Source organism: Seohaeicola saemankumensis (assembly GCF_042678485.1).
Lineage (GTDB): Bacteria > Pseudomonadota > Alphaproteobacteria > Rhodobacterales > Rhodobacteraceae > Seohaeicola > Seohaeicola saemankumensis.
In genome coordinates this window covers 112,905-132,940 of record NZ_JBHTKR010000007.1, presented here as the reverse complement: position 1 = coordinate 132,940, position 20,036 = coordinate 112,905, and the positions used below count along the sequence as shown (strand labels likewise).

Below are 20,036 nucleotides of genomic sequence, written 5' to 3'. Positions count from 1 at the left end.
GAAAGGAATTCAAAGGCGGATAGGATCGGCCTTGGCCAAACGGTCAAAGGCCATCAGGCTGCCGATCAGCGCCTCCATCCGGTGGAGCGGGATCATGTTGGGGCCGTCCGAGGGGGCATTGTCGGGATCTTCATGGGTCTCGATGAAAACCGCGGCAATGCCCAGCGATACCGCCGCGCGCGCTATCACCGGGGCGAATTCGCGCTGGCCGCCGCTGGATCCGCCCTTGCCGCCGGGCTGTTGCACCGAATGGGTGGCATCCATCACCACAGGATAGCCGGTCGCGGCCATCTGGGGCAGGGCGCGCATGTCGGTCACCAGGGTGTTATAGCCGAAAGACGTGCCGCGTTCCGTCAACAGGATCCGGGTGTTGCCGGTGCTTTCGATCTTCGCGATCACATTCGGCATGTCCCAGGGTGCCAGGAACTGGCCTTTCTTGACGTTGATCACCGCACCGGTCTGACCGGCCGCCAACAGAAGATCGGTCTGGCGGCTCAGGAATGCGGGTATCTGCAGCACATCGCAAACCTCGGCCACGGGGGCGCATTGCGCCTCTGTATGCACATCGGTCAGAACCGGCAGGCCCAGGCTGTCCTTGACCTGTTGCAGCACGCGCAGCCCCTCTTCAAGGCCCATCCCGCGCTGTCCTGACACCGAGGTCCGGTTCGCCTTGTCGAAGCTGGCCTTGAAGATGTACTGCGCGCCGGCCGCGTCACAGATGGTCTGCATCCGCGCCGCGATCATCAGCGCGTGATCCGCGCTTTCCAGCTGGCAAGGCCCCGCGATCACGGTCAGGGGCGCGTCATTGCTGACGTTCAGGGATCCGATCGAGACCATGTTCATGTCAGCTGGACACCTGTTCGCGCAGGATCGAGGCGGTGAGTGAGATCATCAGGTAAATTCCCGAAAAGATGAGGAAGGCAAGGATCGTATTCTCGAACGCGCGCGGATAGGTCGGCTCGTCCGGGGCCACGGGCCGCACGCTGGTGGTCAGGTATCGCACCTGACGGTTCGCCTCAAGCTCGGTCTGCTTTTCGTTCTGCAACGCCGATTGCAGGAACATGTCCGCCGTGGCCAGATCGGCCTGCGCCATCTGGATCTGTGCGGCCATCGCGGCCAGCGAACTTTGCCCTTCGGTCGCGTCATTCAGCCGACGGTTCTGCCTGTCCAGATCGTTCCGCAGCAACTGCACCTCAGAGCGCAGCGCGTCCACCCGTGCCGCGTTGGGCCGCAGGTTGTTCAGCTGCGAATTCAGCGCCAGTTCCTTTTCCTGAAGCTGCAATTCGACCGAATTGATCAGCGCCCGGATGCTGGCAATCTCGCCCTGAGGGTCCAGCATCGACCCTTCCTGCAGGGCAACAAGGCGTTCCTGGGCCTCGCGCCGCTCGGCTTTGGCGGTTTCCAGGCTGGCGCGCGCATCGCGCATCTGGTCTTCGCGCTTGCGCCGTGACAGCTCATCCACCCGGTCTTCGGCATATTGTATCAGATGCGAGGAAAACTCGGCGCTGATCTGCGGGTCGGCGGCGATGACTTCCATGCGGATCACACCTTCGGTGGGATCATATCCGATCTTCACGTTCTTCTTGTAGACCTTGTAGGCCGCTTCATCGGAGGCTTCCGTTTCCAGGCGCTGGATCGGGTCGATCCATTCCTGTTTGAAATGGGCCTTGAAACCCATATCCTCGTTCAGGCGGATCATCGCATCGCGCGACTGCATGTAGGATTGCACCGCGATACTGTCCTGGTTGGTTGCGAATTGCGTCCCGCTGAGCAGACCGCCCAGACCCGAGCCGCCTTGTGCATCCGCCTGAAGGATCAGGAATTCCGATTTGGTGGCATACATCGGCGTCGCATGGACGAAATAATACCAGCCGGCCAGGATCGTCGGCAGAAAGACGAAGGCACTCAGCCGGGTGAGCAGCAGCAGCATCTTGCGCCGCCGACGACGGGCGATGTCGCGCTGGATGTCCATGACGTCGCGCGTCCTGCGCTCTGCCGGGCTGATCTGGGTCGAAGGAAGGTAGGGGTTGCCGGACGGCATGGTTTGCGGCAGTTGCACGCGCCCGATCGGGGTTCCCCCGACGGGGGAGGCCGGGCCTGGCTCGCGCTGCGTCGGGGCGATCCCGTCATCTTCGCCCTCATCCTCGCGCGGCATCACAAGGTCAAGCATGGTGGTGCGCTGGAACGGGTCGATCCCTTCTGCGCGCAGCAGGCGGACCGCGTCGAAATCCGACGTGGGCGCAAGCCCGTGTTTCTGCGCCACCCGGCGCGCCATGCGCAATTGCCGCCCCGTCAGCCCCTCTCGCCGGATCGCGTCGATCTCGTGGCCGGCATCGGCATGGGGCGCGGCTGTCACCAGTTCGGAAAAATCCGGGCCATAATCATCCGGGATTGTGGGCTGGCCCTGCGCCGCGAGGGCTGCGGCGCGGCGGCGCTCGATATGGTCGGCAAGCTCTTCGGTCTGTCTGGCTGTGTCCGGATGCGGCGCGGACATTGCGGCAGGCTGCGGGATCAGCGGACGCGCATTCACGGCCCGTCCTGCGGCATGCCCTGCGGCCCGTTCTGTGGCATGTCCTGCGGCCCGTTCCGTGGCATGTCCCGCCGCGGCATGGCTCTGGCTGATTTCGGCCTCAGGCTCGATCAGGCTGCGGCGGATGCGGAATTTTCTAGCCTTGGGTTTCGTAATCATAGAGCTCTTTCGCTTCTTCCAAGGTGTCAAACATGTGCAGTTTGCCATCCATCAGCACGGCGGCTGACTTGGCAAATTTTTCGATGACCTGGGGCTGGTGCGATACGATGATCACCGTCGTGGTCCGCAGTCTTTCGCGCAGCACGTCGCCAGCCTTGCGATTGAATTCCACATCCGTCGACGCGGGCATCCCTTCGTCGATCAGGTAGATGTCGAAATCCAGCGCCAGCATCAGCGCAAACGAGAACCGCGCCCGCATCCCCGAGGAATAGGTGCCGAGCGGTTGCTCAAAATATTCGCCAAGATTGCAAAGCCAGCGGCAGAAGGCTTCGACATAGTCGGGGTCCAGCCCATAGAGACGCGCGATATAGCGGCTGTTTTCCACCGCCGACACGCGTGAGACGACGCCGCCCATGAAACCCAGCGGAAAGCTGATGCGCGTGCCCCGGCGGATCACCCCCTCATCGGGTTTTTCCAGCCCCGCCATCATGTTGATCAATGTGGTCTTGCCGGTGCCATTCGGTGCCAGAATGCCCAGCGAATTGCCCAATTCCACGCGAAAACTGACGCGGTCAAGGATCACCTTGCGCTGTGTGCCCGTCCAGAAGGACTTGCTGACATTATCGAATTCGAGCATTCAACGCTCCGGTCTGCTCCTGCCCACCCTCTTAACGGGGTTGTGCTAACTCACACTTACCAACGGCTCTGGGCATCTGTCGAGCCGTTGACCAATAATCACACCCTTTCGAGGCCATATTATGGCTTTCGTGAACGACTGTATCTTATCTTGCAAAAATTCGCCAAGCCGAAGTTGCTTCGCGTTCCCGCCGGTATGGAACCATCAAGGCCGCATGCTAGACTGACCCCGATGACCGATCCTGAAAGCGATCTTGCCCGCGATATTGCCGCCTGCACCCTGTGCCGTTCGCGTTTTGCCGCCACGGCCACGGCCCATGCGCCGCGTCCGGTGGTCTGGTTTCGCCCAGGCGCGCGGCTGCTGATCGCAGGGCAGGCGCCGGGAATGCGCGTGCACCTGTCGGGACGGCCCTTCGATGATCCTTCTGGCGATCGGTTGCGCGACTGGCTGGGTTTGTCGCCGGATGAATTCTATGACAGGGACAGGGTTGCGATCGTGCCCATGGCCTTCTGCTTTCCGGGCTATGACGCCAAGGGGGCGGATCTGCCGCCACCAGCGGTCTGTGCGCGCACGTGGCACGGGCAGGTCATGGCCGGGCTTGGGCAGATCAGCCTGCGTATTCTGGTGGGCGGGCATGCCCATCGCTGGCACCTGGGCCACCGCCGGCCCGTGACGCAGACAGTGGCGGATTGGCGCGTGCAGGCCCCCGGGGTTTTCCCCTTGCCTCACCCGTCCTGGCGCAATACCGCTTGGCTTCGCAAAAATCCGTGGTTCGCGGCAGATGTCCTGCCCGAACTGCGCGCCGCTGTCCGGAGAGTGATGGATGACTGACCTGACCCCGCTTGATGCCGCCCATGCCGCGATGGAAGCAGCTCCCGATGATGATGGCGCGCGCCTGCGCTTCTACGAGCGGCTGGCCGATTGCGAGCTGTTCCTGCTGCTGACCGAAGAGGCGCAAGGCGAAAACATCACCCCCGAAGTCTTCGAACTGGCGGATGAAAGCTTTGTCCTGGTCTTCGACCGTGACGATCGCCTGGCGCAATTCGTCGGAAAACCCGCCCCTTATGCCGCGCTGTCCGGGCGTGTCATTGCGGGGTTGCTGGCAGAGCAGGGCATCGGGCTGGGCGTCAACCTGGACGTGGCGCCGTCGTCGATCCTGATCCCGCCGCAGGCAGTTGCATGGCTGGCGGGCACCTTGGGCAATGCCCCCGCAGAGGCCGAAGCCCGGATCGAGGCTGTCGCGCCCCCGCTCGGCCTGCCCGATCTGCTGCTGACTTCGCTTGACGCCAAGCTTGCCAGTGCCGCGGGTCTGGCCGATGCAGCCTATCTTCTGGGTGTCACCTACGAGGGGGGCGGCAAGGGGCATATGCTGGCCTTTGTCGATGCAGCACCAGGCGCGCAGGGCGCCCTTGCGAAGGCCGTGGCCGAGGCGCTGACCTTCTCGGGGATCGAGGCGGGCGCGCTGGACGTGGCCTTTTTCCGCGCGGCCGAACCGATGGCGGCGCGGCTGGCCCAGCATGGCCTGCGCTTTGATCTGCCGCAGCCTGCCGAAGCCGTGCAGGAGGTGCTGCGCATGGCGCCGGGATCAGACCCGGCACGGCCGCCCAAGCTGCGTTAGGCCCCGTCCGGGATCAATAGCCCAGCTTGCGATCCACCAGATGCACGAAAGGCGCGCCTGCTTCGCCGCGCCGCACGTTTTCCGCGATCACGCGCGAGGCCGAGGCGGGGCGCGTCTCGGAGGCGATATGCGGCGTGACCGTGACCGACGGATGCGCCCAGAACGGATGATCGGCGGGCAGCGGCTCCACCCGGAAAACGTCCAGCGTGGCATGGCCGACCTGGCCGCTGTCCAGCGCCGCCAGCAGTGCATCATCGTCGATCAGCGCGCCGCGTCCGGGGTTCAGGATCACCGCGCCGCGTGGCAGCCGCGCCAGGTTTGCAGCATCCAGCAGGTTCTCTGTCGCACCGGTCAAGGGCAGCAGCAGCACCAGGATCTGGGCGCTTGACAGCGCCTGCGCCAAACCCGCATCGCCATGCAGGCAGCGCACGCCCGCCAGATCACGGGGGCTGCGGCTCCAGCCGGTCACGTCGAAACCCAGGCCCGCCAGGGCCGTGGCGCAGGCAGACCCCAGCGCGCCCAGACCCAGGATCGTGACCGCGCGGTCCTCGGCCAGCGGCGGCACATGTTTGTCCCAGCGCCCCTTCAGCCCGTGGATATGCGCGTCCATCCCCAGATGGTGGCGCAGCACATGGCCTGTCACCCATTCCATCATCCCCTGGGTCAGCCCATGATCCACCATGCGCGCCAGCGGCTGGGTCAGCGTGGTGTTGCCGACCACGTTCTCGACCCCGGCCCAGAGGTTTAAAACCGCCTTGCACCGCGTATAGGGGGTGAAATCCTGCACCGTGCTGTTGGGCGCATAGACGATGTAATCCACCTCGTCCGGCGCGAAGTCGGTCCGCAGATCGGCAAAGACGCCCGCATCGCGCAGCGCGGTCTTCAGCGGTGTTTCATAGGCGGCCCAGCTGTCAGGCTTGGCGGCGAAAAGGATATTCACGGTCATGCGGTCTTACCTTGGTTTGTGGATATGGGCGCTTTGAACCAGCCCGAAGGCCACCATCAGCACCAGCATCGCCGATCCGCCGTAGCTGACCAGCGGCAAGGGCACGCCGACGACGGGGGCAAGGCCCATCACCATCGACATGTTCACGGCAAAATAGAGAAAGAAGGTCAGCGCGACCCCCAGTGTCAGCAAGGATGCGAAACGATCCTTGTTCGACAGGGCGCTGGCGACGCAGAAGATGATGATCAGCGCATAAAGCCCCAGCAGAGAGATCCCGCCAATGAAGCCGAATTCCTCGGCCAGGGTGGTGAAGATGAAATCGGTATGTTTCTCGGGCAGGAAGTTCAGCCGGCTTTGCGTCCCCTGCATGAAGCCACGGCCGGTCCAGCCGCCTGATCCCAGCGCGATCTTGGCCTGCGTGATGTGATAGCCCGCGTTCAGCGGGTCCTGCGCCGGGTCAAGGAAGGTGTCGATCCGGCGATACTGATAGTCCTTCAGCAATTGCCATGACGTCCCGCGCGACTGGAACACCGCCACCACCAGCCCCACGCCCGACGCGATGACGGCGGCGAAATAACCCCAATGCACCCCGGCCACGAACATCAGCCCCCCGCCGCCGAACACCAGCAGCAGCGCGGTGCCAAGGTCCGGCTGGGTCAACACCAGGAAGGTGGGCAGCATGATCAGGAACAGCGGAACCGCCACCCAGAACGGATGTGACATCTTCTTCATCGGAAGCCAGTCGTAATAGGCGGCCAGAAACATCACCAGCGTGACCTTGGCCAGCTCCGAGGGTTGCAGACGCATGAAACCCAGGTCGATCCAGCGCTGCGCGCCCATGCCGGTGGTGCCGAAGAATTCGACCGTCAGCAGCAGGGCCAGAGACACCAGATAGGCCACGGCGGCCATGTTGCGCCAGAACCAGATCGGCACAAGCGCCACGATGAACATGGCCACCAGCCCCAGTGCGAAACGCTTCATCTGCGGCTCGACCCAGGGCCGGAAGGACCCGCCCGCAACGGAATAGAGCATCAGAAACCCGACGCTGGCCACGGCAACCAGCAGCAGCACCAGCGGCCAATTGAGATAGAGCACCTTGCGGACGCCCGAAGGCACCGTCTTGACGGTATATTCAAGATAGCTCATGCGCGATCCTGTCCGGGGCGGGCGGACGGCGCGCGTTCACGGCGCAGCCGTTCCTGCAATGCCTGGATGCGGGCACGGTCGCCCTCGGGATAGGCATCAAGCGGCGGGTCGCCCTTGTAAAGCGCCTGCAGCGTGATGTCGCGCGCCACCGGCGCCGCGACAGCGGATCCGCCGCCGCCATGTTCCACCACCACGGCCACGGCGACGCGCGGATCATCATAGGGGGCGTAGTTCACGAAAAGCGCGTGATCGCGCCGTTCCCAGGGCAGATCTTCGTTGCGGATGACGCCGCGCGCCCGTTCGGCCGCCGTGATGTTGCGGACCTGGCTGGTGCCGGTCTTGCCCGCCATGCGATAGCCATCGGTGATGATCCGGCTGCCGTAGGCCGTGCCGCGGCGGTTGTTCGTCGCCTCGAACATCGCGCGACGGATCGCGCGCATGTGGTTTTCGTTGAAGCCCAGCGGTTCCGCGGCGATGACGGGCTGTTCGATCCCGTCGATGCTGCGGATCAGGCGCGGTTCCACCTTGCGGCCAACGGCCAGCCGCGCGGTCATCACCGCCAGATGCAGCGGCGAGGTCAGAACGAAACCCTGCCCGATCGAGGCGTTGACCGTGTCGCCCACCACCCAGTCCTGGCCCACGTTCTCACGCTTCCAGTCGCGGGTGGGGGCACGGCCCCGCGCCACCGCAGACATCGGCAGATCGAAGCGCACGCCGATGCCCAGCTTCTCGGCCATCGCCGACATTGCGTCGATCCCGACCTTCAGCGCCAGATCGTAGTAATAGACATCGCAGCTTTCGCGCAGCGCGGTTTCCAGGTTCATGTGACCATGGCCCGCGCGTTTCCAGCAGTGAAAGCGCCGTCCCGATACTTCCAGGTGACCGGGGCACCAGACGGTTTCCTCGGGGGTGATCACACCCGCATCCAGCGCGGCCAGCACCGTGACCATCTTGTAGGTGGACCCGGGCGGATAAAGCCCCTGCACCGACTTGTTGGCCAGCGGGCGATAGGTATTCTCGGTCAGTTCCGAATAATCCGCGACCGAGATCCCGCGCACGAAAAGGTTGGGATCGAAACTGGGCGCCGAGGCGATGGACAGCAGATCCCCCGTCGCGCAATCCATCACGACAGCGGCGGCGCTTTCGCCCGCAAGCCTGGCCTGGACGTAGGATTGCAAGGCATTGTCCACGGTCAGCTGGATATTCGCGCCGGCCTTGCCCTCCTGGCGGTCGAGTTCGCGCATGACCCGTCCCGCGGCATTCACTTCGACCCGTTTGGTGCCTGCCTTGCCGCGCAACACCTCTTCCATCCGCGATTCAAGCCCGACCTTGCCGATCTGGAAGCGCGGGATTCGCAGCAGGTGATCGGGGTTCTCGATCCGTGCGAGGTCGTAATCGCTGATCGGACCCACATAGCCCACGACATGCGCGAAATCCGGCCCCATCGGATAGGCGCGTGACAGGCCGACCTCGGGGGTGACGCCGGGCAGGGCGGGGGCATTGATCGCAACCTTCGAGATATCTTCCCAACTGACCCGGTCAGCCACGGTGACCTGGGTATCGCCACGGCTGTCGCGCATTTCCTTCAGGGCGCGCTGCTGATCATCCTCGCCAAGGTCGATCAGCGCCGCGAGACGCCGCATCACAAGGTCGATGTCGCCGGCATCCTCGCGCACCATGATGATCCGGTAGCTGGGCTGGTTCTCTGCGATCGTTGCGCCGTTGCGATCATAGATCTGCCCGCGCGCGGGCGCGATCAGCCGGATGCTGATCCGGTTTTCCTCGGCCAGAACGCGGAACTGGTCGGCCTGTTCCACCTGCATGTACCGCATCCTGAGCCCCAGGATTCCCATGAAGGCCAGCTGTGCGCCACCCAGGACCAGCCCGCGCCGGGTGATCCGGCGGGATGAATCGGCGCTGTCCTTCGGATTGCGTCTCATATCCGTTGCCCCAGCCTGTCCAGATCCCCTGGCGCCGCCTTGCGTACGCCAAAGACCCATTGCGACAGCATGACCACGACCGGATAGCAGATCAAGGTCATCATCATGTGAATGATGGTCAGCCCCAAAGGCGCCTGCGGCACCATCAGGATGGCCAGAACCAGCCGGTTCGCCACGGATATCGCCAGGAAGACAACGGCGACGGCAAGCCATTCCATCACGAAGGGTTGATCGCGCAGGTTGCGCGCCCGGTTCCGCAGAGCCTGGGTTCCAAGCACCATCAGGGCCGCCCACAGGCCCGGCGGACGCAGGAACAGAAGATCGGCCAGCAGAACCACAAGCCCGATCGACAGGGCGGGCACGAATTCCGGTCTCCGCAGCACCCAGGCAAAGGTGAAGGCCACCAGAAGATCCGGGCCGGCCCAGGCCTGCGGCTGAAAATCCAGCGGGATCAGCTTTGCGAAGATCAGCGCCAGCGCAAGCGCCAGGTACATCAGACGCATGCCCCAAACGCGGGTGGCGCTACCCTCAGCCATTGCTGTCCTCCGTCTCGGACAGTGTCGCGCCATCCGCGGGCAGGGGGGCGGGGGTCAGACGCTCCTGCCTGGGCGCGACCAGCGCGCCGGGGTCCCTGATCACCTCGGTGCCGGGATTGCGTAGCACGCGCAGGAATTCCAGCCGCTCGTAATCGGCGGCCAGGATCACGCGCAGCCGCCCGCCGGGGTCGGTGGCGACCTGCCCGATCAGCAGGCCGGCCGGAAAGACCCCGCCATCACCCGAGGACACGACCCGGTCACCGGGGCGCACGAGGTCGGGATCCTCCAGGAACGAGATCAACGGCGCGGCCGTATTGTCGCCCTGCACGATCGCGGCCTGGCCCGAAGGTTGTATCGTCGCCGGGATCCGGCTGGCGGGATCGGTCAGCAGTATCACGCGGGACGTATCGCGCCCCACGCCCGAGATCCGACCCACAAGGCCGATCCCGTCCATCGTGGCCCAGCCATCGACGATGCCGTCGCGCGCGCCCACGTTCAGAAGGACCGATTGCCGGAAGGGCGATCCGCTGTCGGCCAGCACGACGCCCGTCACGAAGGTCAGGCGCGGGTCAAGACGGACCTTGTTCAGATCCAGAAGGCGCGCATTCTCCTGCTCCAGCTGAAGCGCGGCCTCTTTCCAGGCCTTCATCTTCTGCAATTCGTTCCGCAGGTCCTGGTTCTGCTGCACGATGCGCTGATAGCTCTGGAAGTCCCTGACCAGGTTCACCGTCGCGGTCACCGGCGCCATGGCCCAGTCGAAACTGGGCACGACGCGGTCCACGACGGCGGCGCGAAAGCGTTCGACACGCGGGCTGTCGATCCGCCACACCAGGAAAAGTCCGACCAGGCACAGGACCAGCACCCCCAGCAGCAATCGCTTGAGGGGGGCCAGGTAGTCTTCAGCCTGCGATTTGTCCTTTGCCAAGTCGGACCCCTGATGTCAGAGGGTGAAAGGATCAGCTGTCGTAATCGATCGCGTGACGCAGCTGTTTTTCGTATTCAAGTGCCTTGCCTGTCCCCAGCGCCACACAGTTCAGCGCCTCGTCCGCGATGGACACGGCCAGGCCCGTCTGTTCGCGCAGCGCCAGATCCAGATCGCCCAGCAGCGCGCCGCCACCCGTCAGCATGACGCCGCGATCCACGATGTCGGCAGCCAGGTCCGGCGGTGTCGCTTCCAGCGCGGTCATCACCGCCTCGCAGATTTGCTGCACCGGCTCGCTGAGGGCTTCTGCCACCTGCGCCTGGCTGATCTCGGTCTCTTTCGGCACGCCGTTCAGCAGGTCGCGGCCCCGGATCATCATCGAGGTGCCGCGCCCGTCATCGGGCATCCGCGCCGTGCCGATCGAGGTCTTGATGCGTTCCGCCGTCGCCTCGCCCACCAGCAGGTTGTGCTGACGACGCAGGTAGTTGATGATCGCCTCGTCCATCCGGTCGCCACCCACCCGGACCGACCGGGCATAGACGATGTCGCCCAGCGACAGCACCGCAACCTCGGTCGTGCCGCCGCCGATATCCACCACCATGTTGCCAGTGGGGTCCGTGATCGGCATCCCCGCACCGATGGCCGCGGCGATGGGTTCGGCGATCAAGCCCGCCTTGCGCGCCCCTGCAGAGAGTACCGACTGCCGGATCGCGCGTTTCTCGACCGGAGTCGCGCCATGGGGCACGCAGACGATGATCTTGGGTTTTGAAAAGGTGGACCGCTTCAGCACCTTGCGGATAAAGTGCTTGATCATCTCTTCGGCCGTGTCGAAATCGGCAATCACACCGTCCCGCATCGGGCGGATCGCCTCGATGCTGCCGGGGGTGCGGCCCAGCATCAGCTTGGCATCCTCGCCCACTGCCAGAACCTTCTTTACACCATCCTTGATATGGTAGGCCACGACCGACGGCTCGCTGAGGACGATGCCCTTGCCCTTGACATAGACCAGTGTATTGGCTGTGCCCAGGTCGATCGCCATATCCGAGGCGAAAATGCTTGGCATCTTATCGAAAAGTGACATCGCGTCAGTCCATTGTTGAATTTGTGCAAGTTGCCTGCGACTCTGCCCATGCAGGCCACTTGCCCTTATAGGGGTAGGGTGGCCCCAGCGAAAGACCCCGCTTGATTCTTCATCAGCGCACTTTCGCCATTCCGGCCGATGGGATATGCAGCGCGGATGCTGTCCTACCAACATATCTATCATGCAGGCAATCCGGCGGATGTTCACAAACATGCGCTGCTCTGCCGCATGCTTGCCTACCTGACGGCCAAGGACAAACCGCTGAGCTATCTGGAAACGCATGCCGGGCGGGGCCTCTACCTGCTGGATGCGCCCGAAGCCCTGAAGACCGGCGAGGCCGCCGCCGGTATCGGCGCGGTCTTGCGCGCTGGCGGAATGGCGGCCGACCATCCCTATCTGGCAGCCCTGGCGCAGGTGCGCGCCGGCCATGGCCCGCAAGCCTATGCGGGATCGCCCCTGCTGGCCGCACAGATCCTGCGACCTGCCGACCGGATGCATCTGGCCGAATTGCATCCGCAGGAACATGCGGCCCTTGAATTTGCCATGTCCCCCCATGGTGCGCGCATCCACCGTCAGGACGGGTTCGCCATGGCCCAGGCCGTTTGCCCGCCGGAACCGCGACGCGGCCTTTTGCTGATCGACCCAAGCTACGAGATCAAGACGGATTACGACACGATCCCCGACCAGATCGGCAAGCTGCACCGCAAGTGGAATGTCGGCATCATCTGCCTGTGGTATCCGATCCTGACCGGGGGCGCCCATGGCCCGATGCTGGCAGCCCTGGAGGCGCAGAACCTTCCCGGCGTGCTGCGCCACGAGGTCCGCTTTCCCCCTGTACGCCCGGGTCACCGGATGGTCGGCTCGGGGATGTTCATCGTGAACGCGCCCTGGGGGATCGAGGCGGAAGCACAGCGTCTGACAGCCATGTTCGGCAAGCGCTGAGTCCGGGTTGGGGGCTGTCTGCCCCCGTCCCTGCGGGACCCCCCCGAGGATATTTCAGGCAAGAAGAAGCCGGAAAAGCAAAAGGCCCGCCGCGGGATGGCGACGGGCCTTCAAGATCATCTCGGCTCACCGGGATCAGCTGACATCCTTGTAGTTGATCTCGCGGCGATCGGCGCCGGGGCCGGCCTTGTCGCGCCGCACCAGAAGGCGGTTGAGCGCGTTCACGTAAGCCCGCGCCGAGGCCACGACCGTATCGGTGTCGGCGGACTGGCCGGTGGCGATCATGCCATCCTCTTCCAGTCGCACACTGACCGTGGCCTGGGCATCCGTGCCCTCGGTCACCGCGTTCACCTGGTAGAGTTGCAGCCGCGCCTTGTTGGGATGCAGCGCACGTACCGCCTTGAAGGTCGCATCCACCGGGCCGTCGCCATGTTCGGTGGCGATCATCTCCTTGCCGTCGACTTCCATCTCGATCGTGGCTTCGGCCGGACCGCCCGTGCCGCAGATCACCTTGAGCGAGACGATCTGAAGCCGGTCATTGCCCGCATCCGCCGTGGCCGAGACGAGCGCCACGATATCCTCGTCATAGACTTCCTTCTTGCGGTCGGCCAATTCCTTGAACCGCACGAAGATATCCTTGAGCTGGTTGTCCCCCACCTCGTGACCCAGCTGGCGCAGCTTGTCGCGCAGTGCCGCGCGGCCCGAATGCTTGCCCATCACCAGGTTCGAGGCCGTCAGGCCGATATCCTCGGGGCGCATGATCTCGAAGGTTTCGGCGTTCTTCAACATCCCGTCCTGGTGGATGCCGGATTCATGGGCAAAGGCGTTCTTGCCCACGATCGCCTTGTTGAACTGCACCGGAAAGCCCGACACGGTGGCCACGCGGCGCGAGATGTTCATGATCTTGGTCGTGTCGACACGGGTGCGGTAGGGCATGATGTCATTGCGCACCTTCAGCGCCATCACCACCTCTTCCAGCGCGGTATTGCCCGCGCGTTCACCCAGGCCGTTGATCGTGCATTCGATCTGGCGCGCGCCCGCCTCGACCGCCGCCAGGGCGTTGGCGGTCGCCATGCCAAGGTCATTGTGGCAATGGGTGGCGAAGATCACCGTATCGGCGCCGGGCACGCGTTCCTTCAGCATGCGGATCAGCGCGGCGCTTTCGCGTGGCGCGGTGTAGCCCACGGTATCGGGAATATTGATCGTTGTGGCGCCTGCCTTGATCGCGATCTCGATGACCCGGCACAGATAGTCATGTTCGGTGCGGGTGGCATCCATCGGCGACCATTGCACGTTGTCGCACAGGTTGCGCGCATGGCTGACGGTCTGGTGGATGCGGTCGGCCATCTCGTCCTGGGTCAGGTTCGGAATGGCGCGGTGCAGCGGCGAGGTGCCGATGAACGTGTGGATGCGGGGGCGCGCGCTGTGTTTGACGGCCTCCCAGCAGCGGTCGATATCGGCGAAATTGGCGCGCGCCAGGCCGCAGATCACGGCCTCCCGCGAGCGTTCGGCGATTTCCTTGACAGCGCGGAAGTCCCCCTCGGAAGCGATGGGAAAGCCCGCCTCGATGATATCCACGCCCATGTCATCCAGCAATTCCGCGATTTCCAGCTTTTCGGAATGGGTCATGGTGGCGCCGGGGCTTTGTTCGCCGTCGCGCAATGTCGTGTCGAAGATCAAGACGCGGTCTTGTGCGGATTTGTCGGTCATGTCGGGTCTCTTTTCATGTCTGCTGATGGTCGTGGCGCGGGGTGCACATCCTCTGAGCGGTCGCGCCAGGCCGGCACGCTCAGAGGCGGCTTAGCGACAGCAGAAGGGCAGCAGCGAAAGCGGCGCGCAAAGCGCGGGACGGGGTCGCATTATGTGCCAGCATCGTCATGACCTCAGGTTATACGCGCGCCACCGCAAATGAAAAGCCCGAATTTCAGGGCGCGCGCATTGAAGACCGCAGTCTTGCGCCTAGGTCCCACGCTATGGAAAAAGCATTGATCATAGGGGCTTCGGGCGGCATCGGCGCCGCGCTCGTGGCGGCCCTGCAGGGGCGCGGTGTGGCCGTGACGGGGCTGTCGCGCCGCGACGATGGGCTTGATGTCACGGATGAGGACAGCGTGGCCGCCGCCCTTGGCGCGCTTGAGCCGGGGTTTGACCTGGTCCTTGTGGCAAGCGGCGCGCTGGTGATCGACGGGGCCGAACCGGAAAAGACGATCCGGCGGGTGACGGCCAAGGCCATGGCCGATCAGTTCGCGCTGAACTGCATCGGGCCGTCCCTTGTGCTGAAACACAGTCTGCGGTTGCTACCCCGCGACAGGCGGGCCGTCTTTGCCGCGCTTTCGGCACGGGTCGGTTCCATCGGCGACAACGCGCTTGGCGGCTGGTACAGCTATCGCACGGCCAAGGCCGCGCTGAACCAGATGATCCATACCGGCGCCATCGAACTGGCGCGCAGCCATCGCCATGCCCTCTGCGTGGCGCTGCATCCGGGCACGGTCGCCACGCGCTTTACCGCCGATTATGCCGCCACCCATGATCGCGTGGCGCCGGATCAGGCCGCAAGCAACCTGCTTGGTGTGATCGCGGGGCTGACACCCGCCGAAACGGGCGGTTTCTTCGACTGGCAAGGCAAGAGGGTAAGCTGGTGACGCGTCTGGTTCTGGTTCTGGGCGATCAGCTGTCCGATGGCATGGCGGCGCTGAAAGCCGCCGATCCCGACCGCGACGTCGTCATCATGGCCGAGGTTGCTGAAGAGGCGGGCCATGTGCCCCATCACCCCAAGAAGATCGCATTCCTGTTTGCCGCCATGCGCAAGTTCGCCGCGCGCCTGCAGGATGCGGGCTGGCGGGTGGACTACACCCGGCTGGACGATCCGGACAACAGCGGCAGCATTCCCGCAGAGCTGCTGCGCCGCTCCGCGCATCACAAGGCCTCCGGCGTGATCGCCACCGAACCCGGCGACTGGCGCTTGCGCGCTGCGCTCGAGGACATGCCGCTCAAGCTGCACATGCTGCGCGATGATCGCTTCATCGCCACCGCGACCGAGTTCGAGGCCTGGGCCAAGGATCGCAAGCAACTGCGGATGGAGTATTTCTATCGCGAGATGCGCCGGAAGACCGGCCTTCTGATGGAGGGCGATCAGCCCGCCGGCGGCCAATGGAACTATGATCATGACAACCGCAAGCCTGCGCCCGATGCCATCACCTTTGACGGGCCGCTGAGATTCGAACCCGATGCCATCACGTCCGAGGTGCTGGATCTCGTCGAGGCGCGGTTTTCCAACCATTTCGGGCAGTTGCGCCCCTTCTGGTTCGGCACGGATCGCGATCAGGCGCTCCAGCACCTTGAACATTGGATCGCGGGCGGTCTGCCGGGTTTCGGCGACTATCAGGATGCGATGCTGGCGGATCAGCCCTTCATGTATCATGCGCTGATCGGGCTTTACCTCAATGCGGGCCTTCTGGACCCGCTGGAGGTCTGCCAGCGCGCCGAGGCCGCGTGGAAAGCAGGCCAGGCCCCCCTGAACGCGGTCGAAGGCTTCATCCGCCAGATCATCGGATGGCGCGAATATGTGCGCGGCATCTGGTACCGCGAGGGGCCCGATTACATGACGCGCAACGCGCTGGGCCACACCAATGATCTGCCCGATCTCTACTGGGGCGCGCCCACCGACATGCGCTGCATGGAACGCGCGGTGACGCAGACGGCCGAAAACGCCTATGCCCACCATATCCAGCGCCTGATGGTGACGGGCAATTTCGCGCTATTGGCCGGGATCGACCCCGCGCAGGTCCAGGACTGGTATCTGGCGGTCTATGCCGATGCTTATGAATGGGTCGAAGCCCCCAACGTTGTCGGCATGAGCCTGTTTGCAGATGGCGGAATCATCGCGTCCAAACCCTATGTGTCGTCGGGCAACTACATCGACAAGATGTCCGATTACTGCGGTAGCTGCGCCTACCGGGTCAAGGACAAGACCGGGCCGCGCGCCTGTCCGTTCAACCTGCTTTACTGGCATTTCCTGATCCGCCACCGGGAACGGTTCCGGTCCAATCCACGGATGGGGCAGATGTATGCCACCTGGGATCGCATGGCCGAGGATCGCCGCGCCACCGTTCTGGCCGAGGCCGATGCCTTCCTGGCGCGGATGCAGGCCGCAAAGCGCATCTGACGGGCCAGGCGCGCCCTTTTTCTTCTTGCTTCAAATATCCATCGCCGCGCTGGCGACCGGGCGCGCCGTCAGTCGGCGGGCACGACCGGCGCATCGCTGGGGGCTGCCTCCGGCGCAGGGGCGGTGGCGGCGCCATCCGTGGCGGGCGGGGCGCCGTTCTGCCACTGGCCCGTCACCTCCTGGCCCGAGGCATAGCGCATCGTGCCTTCGCCCTGGCGGCGCCCTGCGCTGAACATGCCGTCATAGACATCGCCATTGGCATAGGTTGCGGTGCCGCGCCCGTCGATTTCGCCGGCGCGCCATTCGCCCGTGTAGGAAAACCCGTCTGCCATCACGATCTGGCCCTGGCCTTCGCGCTGCCCGTTCACGAACTGGCCGGTGTAGACGGTACCATCGGGATAGGTGGCGACGCCCTGCCCATGGCGCTGACCGTCCAGCCACTCGCCGTCATAGCGATAGCCGTCGGGATAGGTCATCACGCCAGTGCCATGGTTCTTCGCCTCGCGAAACCCGCCCTCGTAGATCAGGCCATTGGCATAGACCGCCCGGCCCTGGCCCTGGATCACGCCGGCCTGCCACGTGCCCTCATAGGTGGATCCGTCGGGATAGGTGATCGTGCCGGTGCCGTCCGGCAGATCCGCGCGGAACTGTCCCTCATAGACCGATCCGTCAGGATAGGTGACGCGGCCTTGCCCGTCGATCCGCCCCGCCACCCATGACCCCTGGTAGACATAGCCGTCGGTCCCGGTAAAGACGCCCTCGCCATGGCGCAGGTCATCGGCGAATCCGCCGACATACGTGTCGCCATTGGCATAGGTGACGCGGCCTTGCCCCTCGCGGCGGCCTTCGACCAATGTGCCCTCATAGACATCGCCATTGGGTTGGGTCAGCCTGCCTTCACCGTTGATCTGCCCGTCTTTCCAGGTCCCCTCGTAGATCAGCCCGTCGGGCATCGTCAGTGTGCCCGTGCCTTCGCGCGCGCCGCGCACCACGGCGCCTTCATAGACAGCCCCATCCGGATAGGTGATCCGCGCATTGCCATCCTTGACGCCGCGATCCCATGTGCCGTCGTAGACATAGCCGCCGGGGCTTTGCATCACGCCGCGCCCGTGGTGCAGGGCTTCCAGGAACCCGCCCTCATAGCGCATGCCGTTGGCATAGGCGGCGATGCCCTGTCCGGTGATCTTGCCATCGACCCACTCGCCCTCATAGGTGCCGCCATCGGTAAAGACGATGCGGCCCACGCCTTCGGGCTTGCCGCGCTGGAACTGGCCCTCATAGACCGATCCGTTGGGAAAGCGCGCCACGCCGTTGCCGCGGATCTCGCCATCGACCCAGTCGCCGGTATATTCGTAACCGTTGGGCAGCCGGTAGGTGCCCGTGCCATGCTGCAGCCCGTTCAGAAACGTGCCCTCATAGACCCCGCCATCGTCATATTGCTTGGTCTGCACATCGCTGGTCTGCTGGGCCGACAGGCTCGTGCCCAGGGTCAGCCCTGCCACAAGGCAGATCCCGAAGATCTTGCGCGTCTGCTTCATGCCATGTCCTTGATCGCTGATGCCCGCCCGGCGCGGACAGGCCTTGCTCAGCCCCGGAACCTAAAGGAGGGCGCGCCGCCAGACAACGCCTTTTGCCGCATATCGGCTTTCCCTTGCCACGTGATCTGCTAAGTCATCGGGTGAATGACCGATCAGAGGGCAGATCATGGCCGCGCGTTTTCGCCTGACACTTGCACAGCTCAACCCCGTCGTGGGCGATCTTCAGGGCAATGCCGCCCGTGCGCGCGCTGCCTGGGAACAGGCCCGTGACGCAGGCGCCGACATGCTGGCGCTGCCAGAGATGTTCATCACCGGCTACAATACGCAGGACCTGGTGATGAAACCCGCCTTTCAGCAAGCGGCCATTTCCCTCATCGAGGCGCTGGCGCGGGACTGCGCCGAAGGTCCCGCCATGGGAATCGGTGGTCCCTGGGTCGAGAAGGGCAAGCTTTATAACGCCTGGTTCATCCTGCAGGGCGGGCGGATCACCGCCCGCGTGCTCAAGCAGCATCTGCCGAACGAGACGGTGTTCGACGAAAAGCGCATTTTCGATGCCGGCCCGCCCCAGGGGCCCTACAGTATCGGCCCCGTCAGGATCGGCAGCCCAATCTGCGAGGATGCATGGCACCCCGATGTCGCCGAAACGCTGGCTGAAACCGGGGCAGAGCTGCTGCTGGTGCCCAATGGCAGCCCGTATTTTCGCGGCAAGATGGAAGTGCGCCAGAACATGATGGTCGCGCGGGTGATCGAAACCGAATTGCCGCTGGTCTATCTGAACATGGTGGGCGGGCAGGATGACCAGGTCTTTGACGGCGGGTCCTTCGTGCTGAACCCCGGCGGTGCGCTGGCCGTGCAACTGCCGCTGTTCGACGAAGCGGTCGTGCATGTCGACTTCACCCAAGGCCCCGACGGCTGGATCGCGACCGAGGGCGCGCGCGCCCATATCCCCGATGCGATGGAACTCGATTACCGCGCCATGGTGGAATCCTTGCGCGATTACATGGGCAAGACCGGATTTCGCACCGCAATCCTGGGGCTGTCCGGCGGGATCGACAGCGCCATCGTGGCCACGATTGCCGCCGATGCGATCGGGGCGGACAATCTGCGCTGCGTGATGCTGCCCTCGGAATATACCTCACAGGCATCGCTGGATGATGCCCGCGCGGTGGCCGATGCGCTGGGCTGCGCCTATGACACGGTGCCGATCAGCGCCGCCCGCGCCGCAGTGACGCAAACGCTTGCGCCACTTTTCGCAGGCCGCGACCCGGATCTGACCGAGGAAAACATCCAGTCGCGCCTGCGTGGACTGTTGCTGATGGCGATGAGCAACAAGTTCGGCAACATGCTGCTGACCACGGGCAACAAATCCGAAGTGGCCGTGGGCTATGCCACCATCTATGGCGACATGGCGGGCGGCTATAACCCGATCAAGGACATGTACAAGACGCGTGTCTTCCAGGTCTGCCGCTGGCGCAATGAAAACCACCGCGCCTGGATGAAAGGTCCGGCGGGCGAGGTGATCCCGACCCGGATCATCGAGAAACCCCCCAGCGCCGAATTGCGACCCGACCAGAAGGACGAAGACAGCCTGCCCCCCTACGAGGTGCTGGATGCGATCCTGATGCTGCTGGTCGATGCCGAAGCCTCGGTCGAGGATTGCGTGGCCGCAGGCTATGACCGTGCCACGGTCAAGCGGATCGAGCATCTGATTTACATCAGCGAATACAAGCGGTTCCAGTCAGCACCCGGCACACGCCTCAGCCCGCGCGCTTTCTGGCTGGATCGCCGCTATCCGATCGTGAACCGCTGGCGCGACGACAGCGGGGCCTGATCCGGGCCTGATCCGGACCAGATCGGAACGGGGCGCGTGACGGGGCGC

General features: G+C 64.4%; 17 protein-coding genes. 6 read left to right on the top strand and 11 right to left on the bottom strand.

Features of this window, described 5'->3' with window-relative positions; all coding sequences use genetic code 11:
• Positions 1–9: 9 nt before the first annotated feature.
• Genes kdsA through ACFQ3C_RS17225 form a run of 3 tightly spaced genes read right to left on the bottom strand, consistent with a single transcriptional unit; the run spans position 10 to position 3,326 of the window.
• Positions 10–843: a 3-deoxy-8-phosphooctulonate synthase gene (gene kdsA, locus ACFQ3C_RS17235; protein ID WP_380794453.1), complete on the bottom strand. Its 834-nt coding sequence runs from the start codon at positions 841–843 to the stop codon at positions 10–12.
• A gap of 1 nt (position 844) precedes the next feature.
• Positions 845–2,689 carry a capsule biosynthesis protein gene (locus ACFQ3C_RS17230; protein WP_380794450.1) on the bottom strand — a complete coding sequence of 615 codons (1,845 nt, stop codon included), beginning with the start codon at positions 2,687–2,689 and terminating at the stop codon, positions 845–847.
• Positions 2,667–3,326 carry an ABC transporter ATP-binding protein gene (locus ACFQ3C_RS17225; protein WP_380794447.1) on the bottom strand — a complete coding sequence of 220 codons (660 nt, stop codon included), beginning with the start codon at positions 3,324–3,326 and terminating at the stop codon, positions 2,667–2,669. Before ACFQ3C_RS17225 ends, ACFQ3C_RS17230 begins: the two co-directional genes overlap by 23 nt.
• Before the next feature lie 231 nt (positions 3,327–3,557).
• Here ACFQ3C_RS17225 and ACFQ3C_RS17220 point away from each other — a divergent pair, with 231 nt between their 5' ends.
• Together ACFQ3C_RS17220 and ACFQ3C_RS17215 are read left to right on the top strand one after the other, a co-directional pair.
• Entirely contained in the window at positions 3,558–4,157 is a 600-nt protein-coding gene (locus ACFQ3C_RS17220; protein ID WP_380794445.1) for a uracil-DNA glycosylase family protein, read from the top strand.
• On the top strand, positions 4,150–4,944 hold the full coding sequence (locus tag ACFQ3C_RS17215; protein WP_380794443.1) for an SseB family protein: 795 nt from the start codon (positions 4,150–4,152) through the stop codon (positions 4,942–4,944). Before ACFQ3C_RS17220 ends, ACFQ3C_RS17215 begins: the two co-directional genes overlap by 8 nt.
• 13 nt (positions 4,945–4,957) lie before the next feature.
• Here the strand turns inward: ACFQ3C_RS17215 and ACFQ3C_RS17210 are convergent, their stop codons facing one another.
• From ACFQ3C_RS17210 to ACFQ3C_RS17185, 6 genes are read right to left on the bottom strand one after another with little or no spacing between them, the layout of a single operon-like run.
• Positions 4,958–5,890, bottom strand: a complete 933-nt coding sequence (locus ACFQ3C_RS17210) for a 2-hydroxyacid dehydrogenase (protein WP_380794440.1) — start codon at positions 5,888–5,890, stop codon at positions 4,958–4,960.
• Between the two features lie 6 nt (positions 5,891–5,896).
• Positions 5,897–7,036 (bottom strand): rod shape-determining protein RodA, encoded by a 1,140-nt coding sequence (gene rodA, locus ACFQ3C_RS17205; RefSeq protein ID WP_380794437.1) that lies wholly within the window; start codon positions 7,034–7,036, stop codon positions 5,897–5,899.
• Positions 7,033–8,976 (bottom strand): penicillin-binding protein 2, encoded by a 1,944-nt coding sequence (gene mrdA, locus ACFQ3C_RS17200; protein ID WP_380794435.1) that lies wholly within the window; start codon positions 8,974–8,976, stop codon positions 7,033–7,035. Before mrdA ends, rodA begins: the two co-directional genes overlap by 4 nt.
• The gene (locus tag ACFQ3C_RS17195) at positions 8,973–9,512 is read right to left on the bottom strand and encodes a rod shape-determining protein MreD (RefSeq protein ID WP_380794432.1); all 540 of its coding nucleotides are present in this window, start codon (positions 9,510–9,512) and stop codon (positions 8,973–8,975) included. Before ACFQ3C_RS17195 ends, mrdA begins: the two co-directional genes overlap by 4 nt.
• The gene (gene mreC, locus ACFQ3C_RS17190; RefSeq protein ID WP_380794429.1) at positions 9,505–10,437 is read right to left on the bottom strand and encodes a rod shape-determining protein MreC; all 933 of its coding nucleotides are present in this window, start codon (positions 10,435–10,437) and stop codon (positions 9,505–9,507) included. The genes ACFQ3C_RS17195 and mreC overlap by 8 nt, the downstream gene beginning before the upstream one ends.
• Before the next feature lie 31 nt (positions 10,438–10,468).
• On the bottom strand, positions 10,469–11,515 hold the full coding sequence (locus ACFQ3C_RS17185; protein WP_380794426.1) for a rod shape-determining protein: 1,047 nt from the start codon (positions 11,513–11,515) through the stop codon (positions 10,469–10,471).
• 156 nt (positions 11,516–11,671) lie between these two features.
• Between ACFQ3C_RS17185 and ACFQ3C_RS17180 the strand changes: the two genes are divergently transcribed.
• Positions 11,672–12,457, top strand: coding sequence for a 23S rRNA (adenine(2030)-N(6))-methyltransferase RlmJ (locus ACFQ3C_RS17180; protein WP_380794424.1), 786 nt, complete (start codon positions 11,672–11,674; stop codon positions 12,455–12,457).
• Positions 12,458–12,592: 135 nt separating this feature from the next.
• On the opposite strand, the gene ACFQ3C_RS17175 is transcribed toward ACFQ3C_RS17180, so the two are convergent.
• Positions 12,593–14,167, bottom strand: coding sequence for a 2-isopropylmalate synthase (locus tag ACFQ3C_RS17175; RefSeq protein ID WP_380794421.1), 1,575 nt, complete (start codon positions 14,165–14,167; stop codon positions 12,593–12,595).
• A 263-nt stretch (positions 14,168–14,430) separates the two neighbouring features.
• On the opposite strand from ACFQ3C_RS17175, the gene ACFQ3C_RS17170 reads away from it, so the two are divergent.
• Positions 14,431–15,096 carry an SDR family NAD(P)-dependent oxidoreductase gene (locus tag ACFQ3C_RS17170; RefSeq protein WP_380794418.1) on the top strand — a complete coding sequence of 222 codons (666 nt, stop codon included), beginning with the start codon at positions 14,431–14,433 and terminating at the stop codon, positions 15,094–15,096.
• Positions 15,093–16,619 carry a cryptochrome/photolyase family protein gene (locus ACFQ3C_RS17165; protein WP_380794415.1) on the top strand — a complete coding sequence of 509 codons (1,527 nt, stop codon included), beginning with the start codon at positions 15,093–15,095 and terminating at the stop codon, positions 16,617–16,619. Before ACFQ3C_RS17170 ends, ACFQ3C_RS17165 begins: the two co-directional genes overlap by 4 nt.
• A gap of 68 nt (positions 16,620–16,687) precedes the next feature.
• Here the strand turns inward: ACFQ3C_RS17165 and ACFQ3C_RS17160 are convergent, their stop codons facing one another.
• Positions 16,688–18,157 carry an MORN repeat-containing protein gene (locus tag ACFQ3C_RS17160; RefSeq protein ID WP_380794412.1) on the bottom strand — a complete coding sequence of 490 codons (1,470 nt, stop codon included), beginning with the start codon at positions 18,155–18,157 and terminating at the stop codon, positions 16,688–16,690.
• A 166-nt stretch (positions 18,158–18,323) separates the two neighbouring features.
• Between ACFQ3C_RS17160 and ACFQ3C_RS17155 the strand changes: the two genes are divergently transcribed.
• The gene (locus tag ACFQ3C_RS17155; RefSeq protein WP_380794409.1) at positions 18,324–19,988 is read left to right on the top strand and encodes an NAD+ synthase; all 1,665 of its coding nucleotides are present in this window, start codon (positions 18,324–18,326) and stop codon (positions 19,986–19,988) included.
• Positions 19,989–20,036: the final 48 nt, after the last annotated feature.

Coding starts and splice junctions, on each gene's coding strand:
- kdsA (WP_380794453.1), bottom strand. CDS start 843: ATGAACATGGTCTCGATCGGATCCCTGAACGTCAGCAATGACGCGCCC.
- ACFQ3C_RS17230 (WP_380794450.1), bottom strand. CDS start 2,689: ATGATTACGAAACCCAAGGCTAGAAAATTCCGCATCCGCCGCAGCCTG.
- ACFQ3C_RS17225 (WP_380794447.1), bottom strand. CDS start 3,326: ATGCTCGAATTCGATAATGTCAGCAAGTCCTTCTGGACGGGCACACAG.
- ACFQ3C_RS17220 (WP_380794445.1), top strand. CDS start 3,558: ATGACCGATCCTGAAAGCGATCTTGCCCGCGATATTGCCGCCTGCACC.
- ACFQ3C_RS17215 (WP_380794443.1), top strand. CDS start 4,150: ATGACTGACCTGACCCCGCTTGATGCCGCCCATGCCGCGATGGAAGCA.
- ACFQ3C_RS17210 (WP_380794440.1), bottom strand. CDS start 5,890: ATGACCGTGAATATCCTTTTCGCCGCCAAGCCTGACAGCTGGGCCGCC.
- rodA (WP_380794437.1), bottom strand. CDS start 7,036: ATGAGCTATCTTGAATATACCGTCAAGACGGTGCCTTCGGGCGTCCGC.
- mrdA (WP_380794435.1), bottom strand. CDS start 8,976: ATGAGACGCAATCCGAAGGACAGCGCCGATTCATCCCGCCGGATCACC.
- ACFQ3C_RS17195 (WP_380794432.1), bottom strand. CDS start 9,512: ATGGCTGAGGGTAGCGCCACCCGCGTTTGGGGCATGCGTCTGATGTAC.
- ACFQ3C_RS17185 (WP_380794426.1), bottom strand. CDS start 11,515: ATGTCACTTTTCGATAAGATGCCAAGCATTTTCGCCTCGGATATGGCG.
- ACFQ3C_RS17180 (WP_380794424.1), top strand. CDS start 11,672: ATGCTGTCCTACCAACATATCTATCATGCAGGCAATCCGGCGGATGTT.
- ACFQ3C_RS17175 (WP_380794421.1), bottom strand. CDS start 14,167: ATGACCGACAAATCCGCACAAGACCGCGTCTTGATCTTCGACACGACA.
- ACFQ3C_RS17170 (WP_380794418.1), top strand. CDS start 14,431: ATGGAAAAAGCATTGATCATAGGGGCTTCGGGCGGCATCGGCGCCGCG.
- ACFQ3C_RS17160 (WP_380794412.1), bottom strand. CDS start 18,157: ATGAAGCAGACGCGCAAGATCTTCGGGATCTGCCTTGTGGCAGGGCTG.
- ACFQ3C_RS17155 (WP_380794409.1), top strand. CDS start 18,324: ATGGCCGCGCGTTTTCGCCTGACACTTGCACAGCTCAACCCCGTCGTG.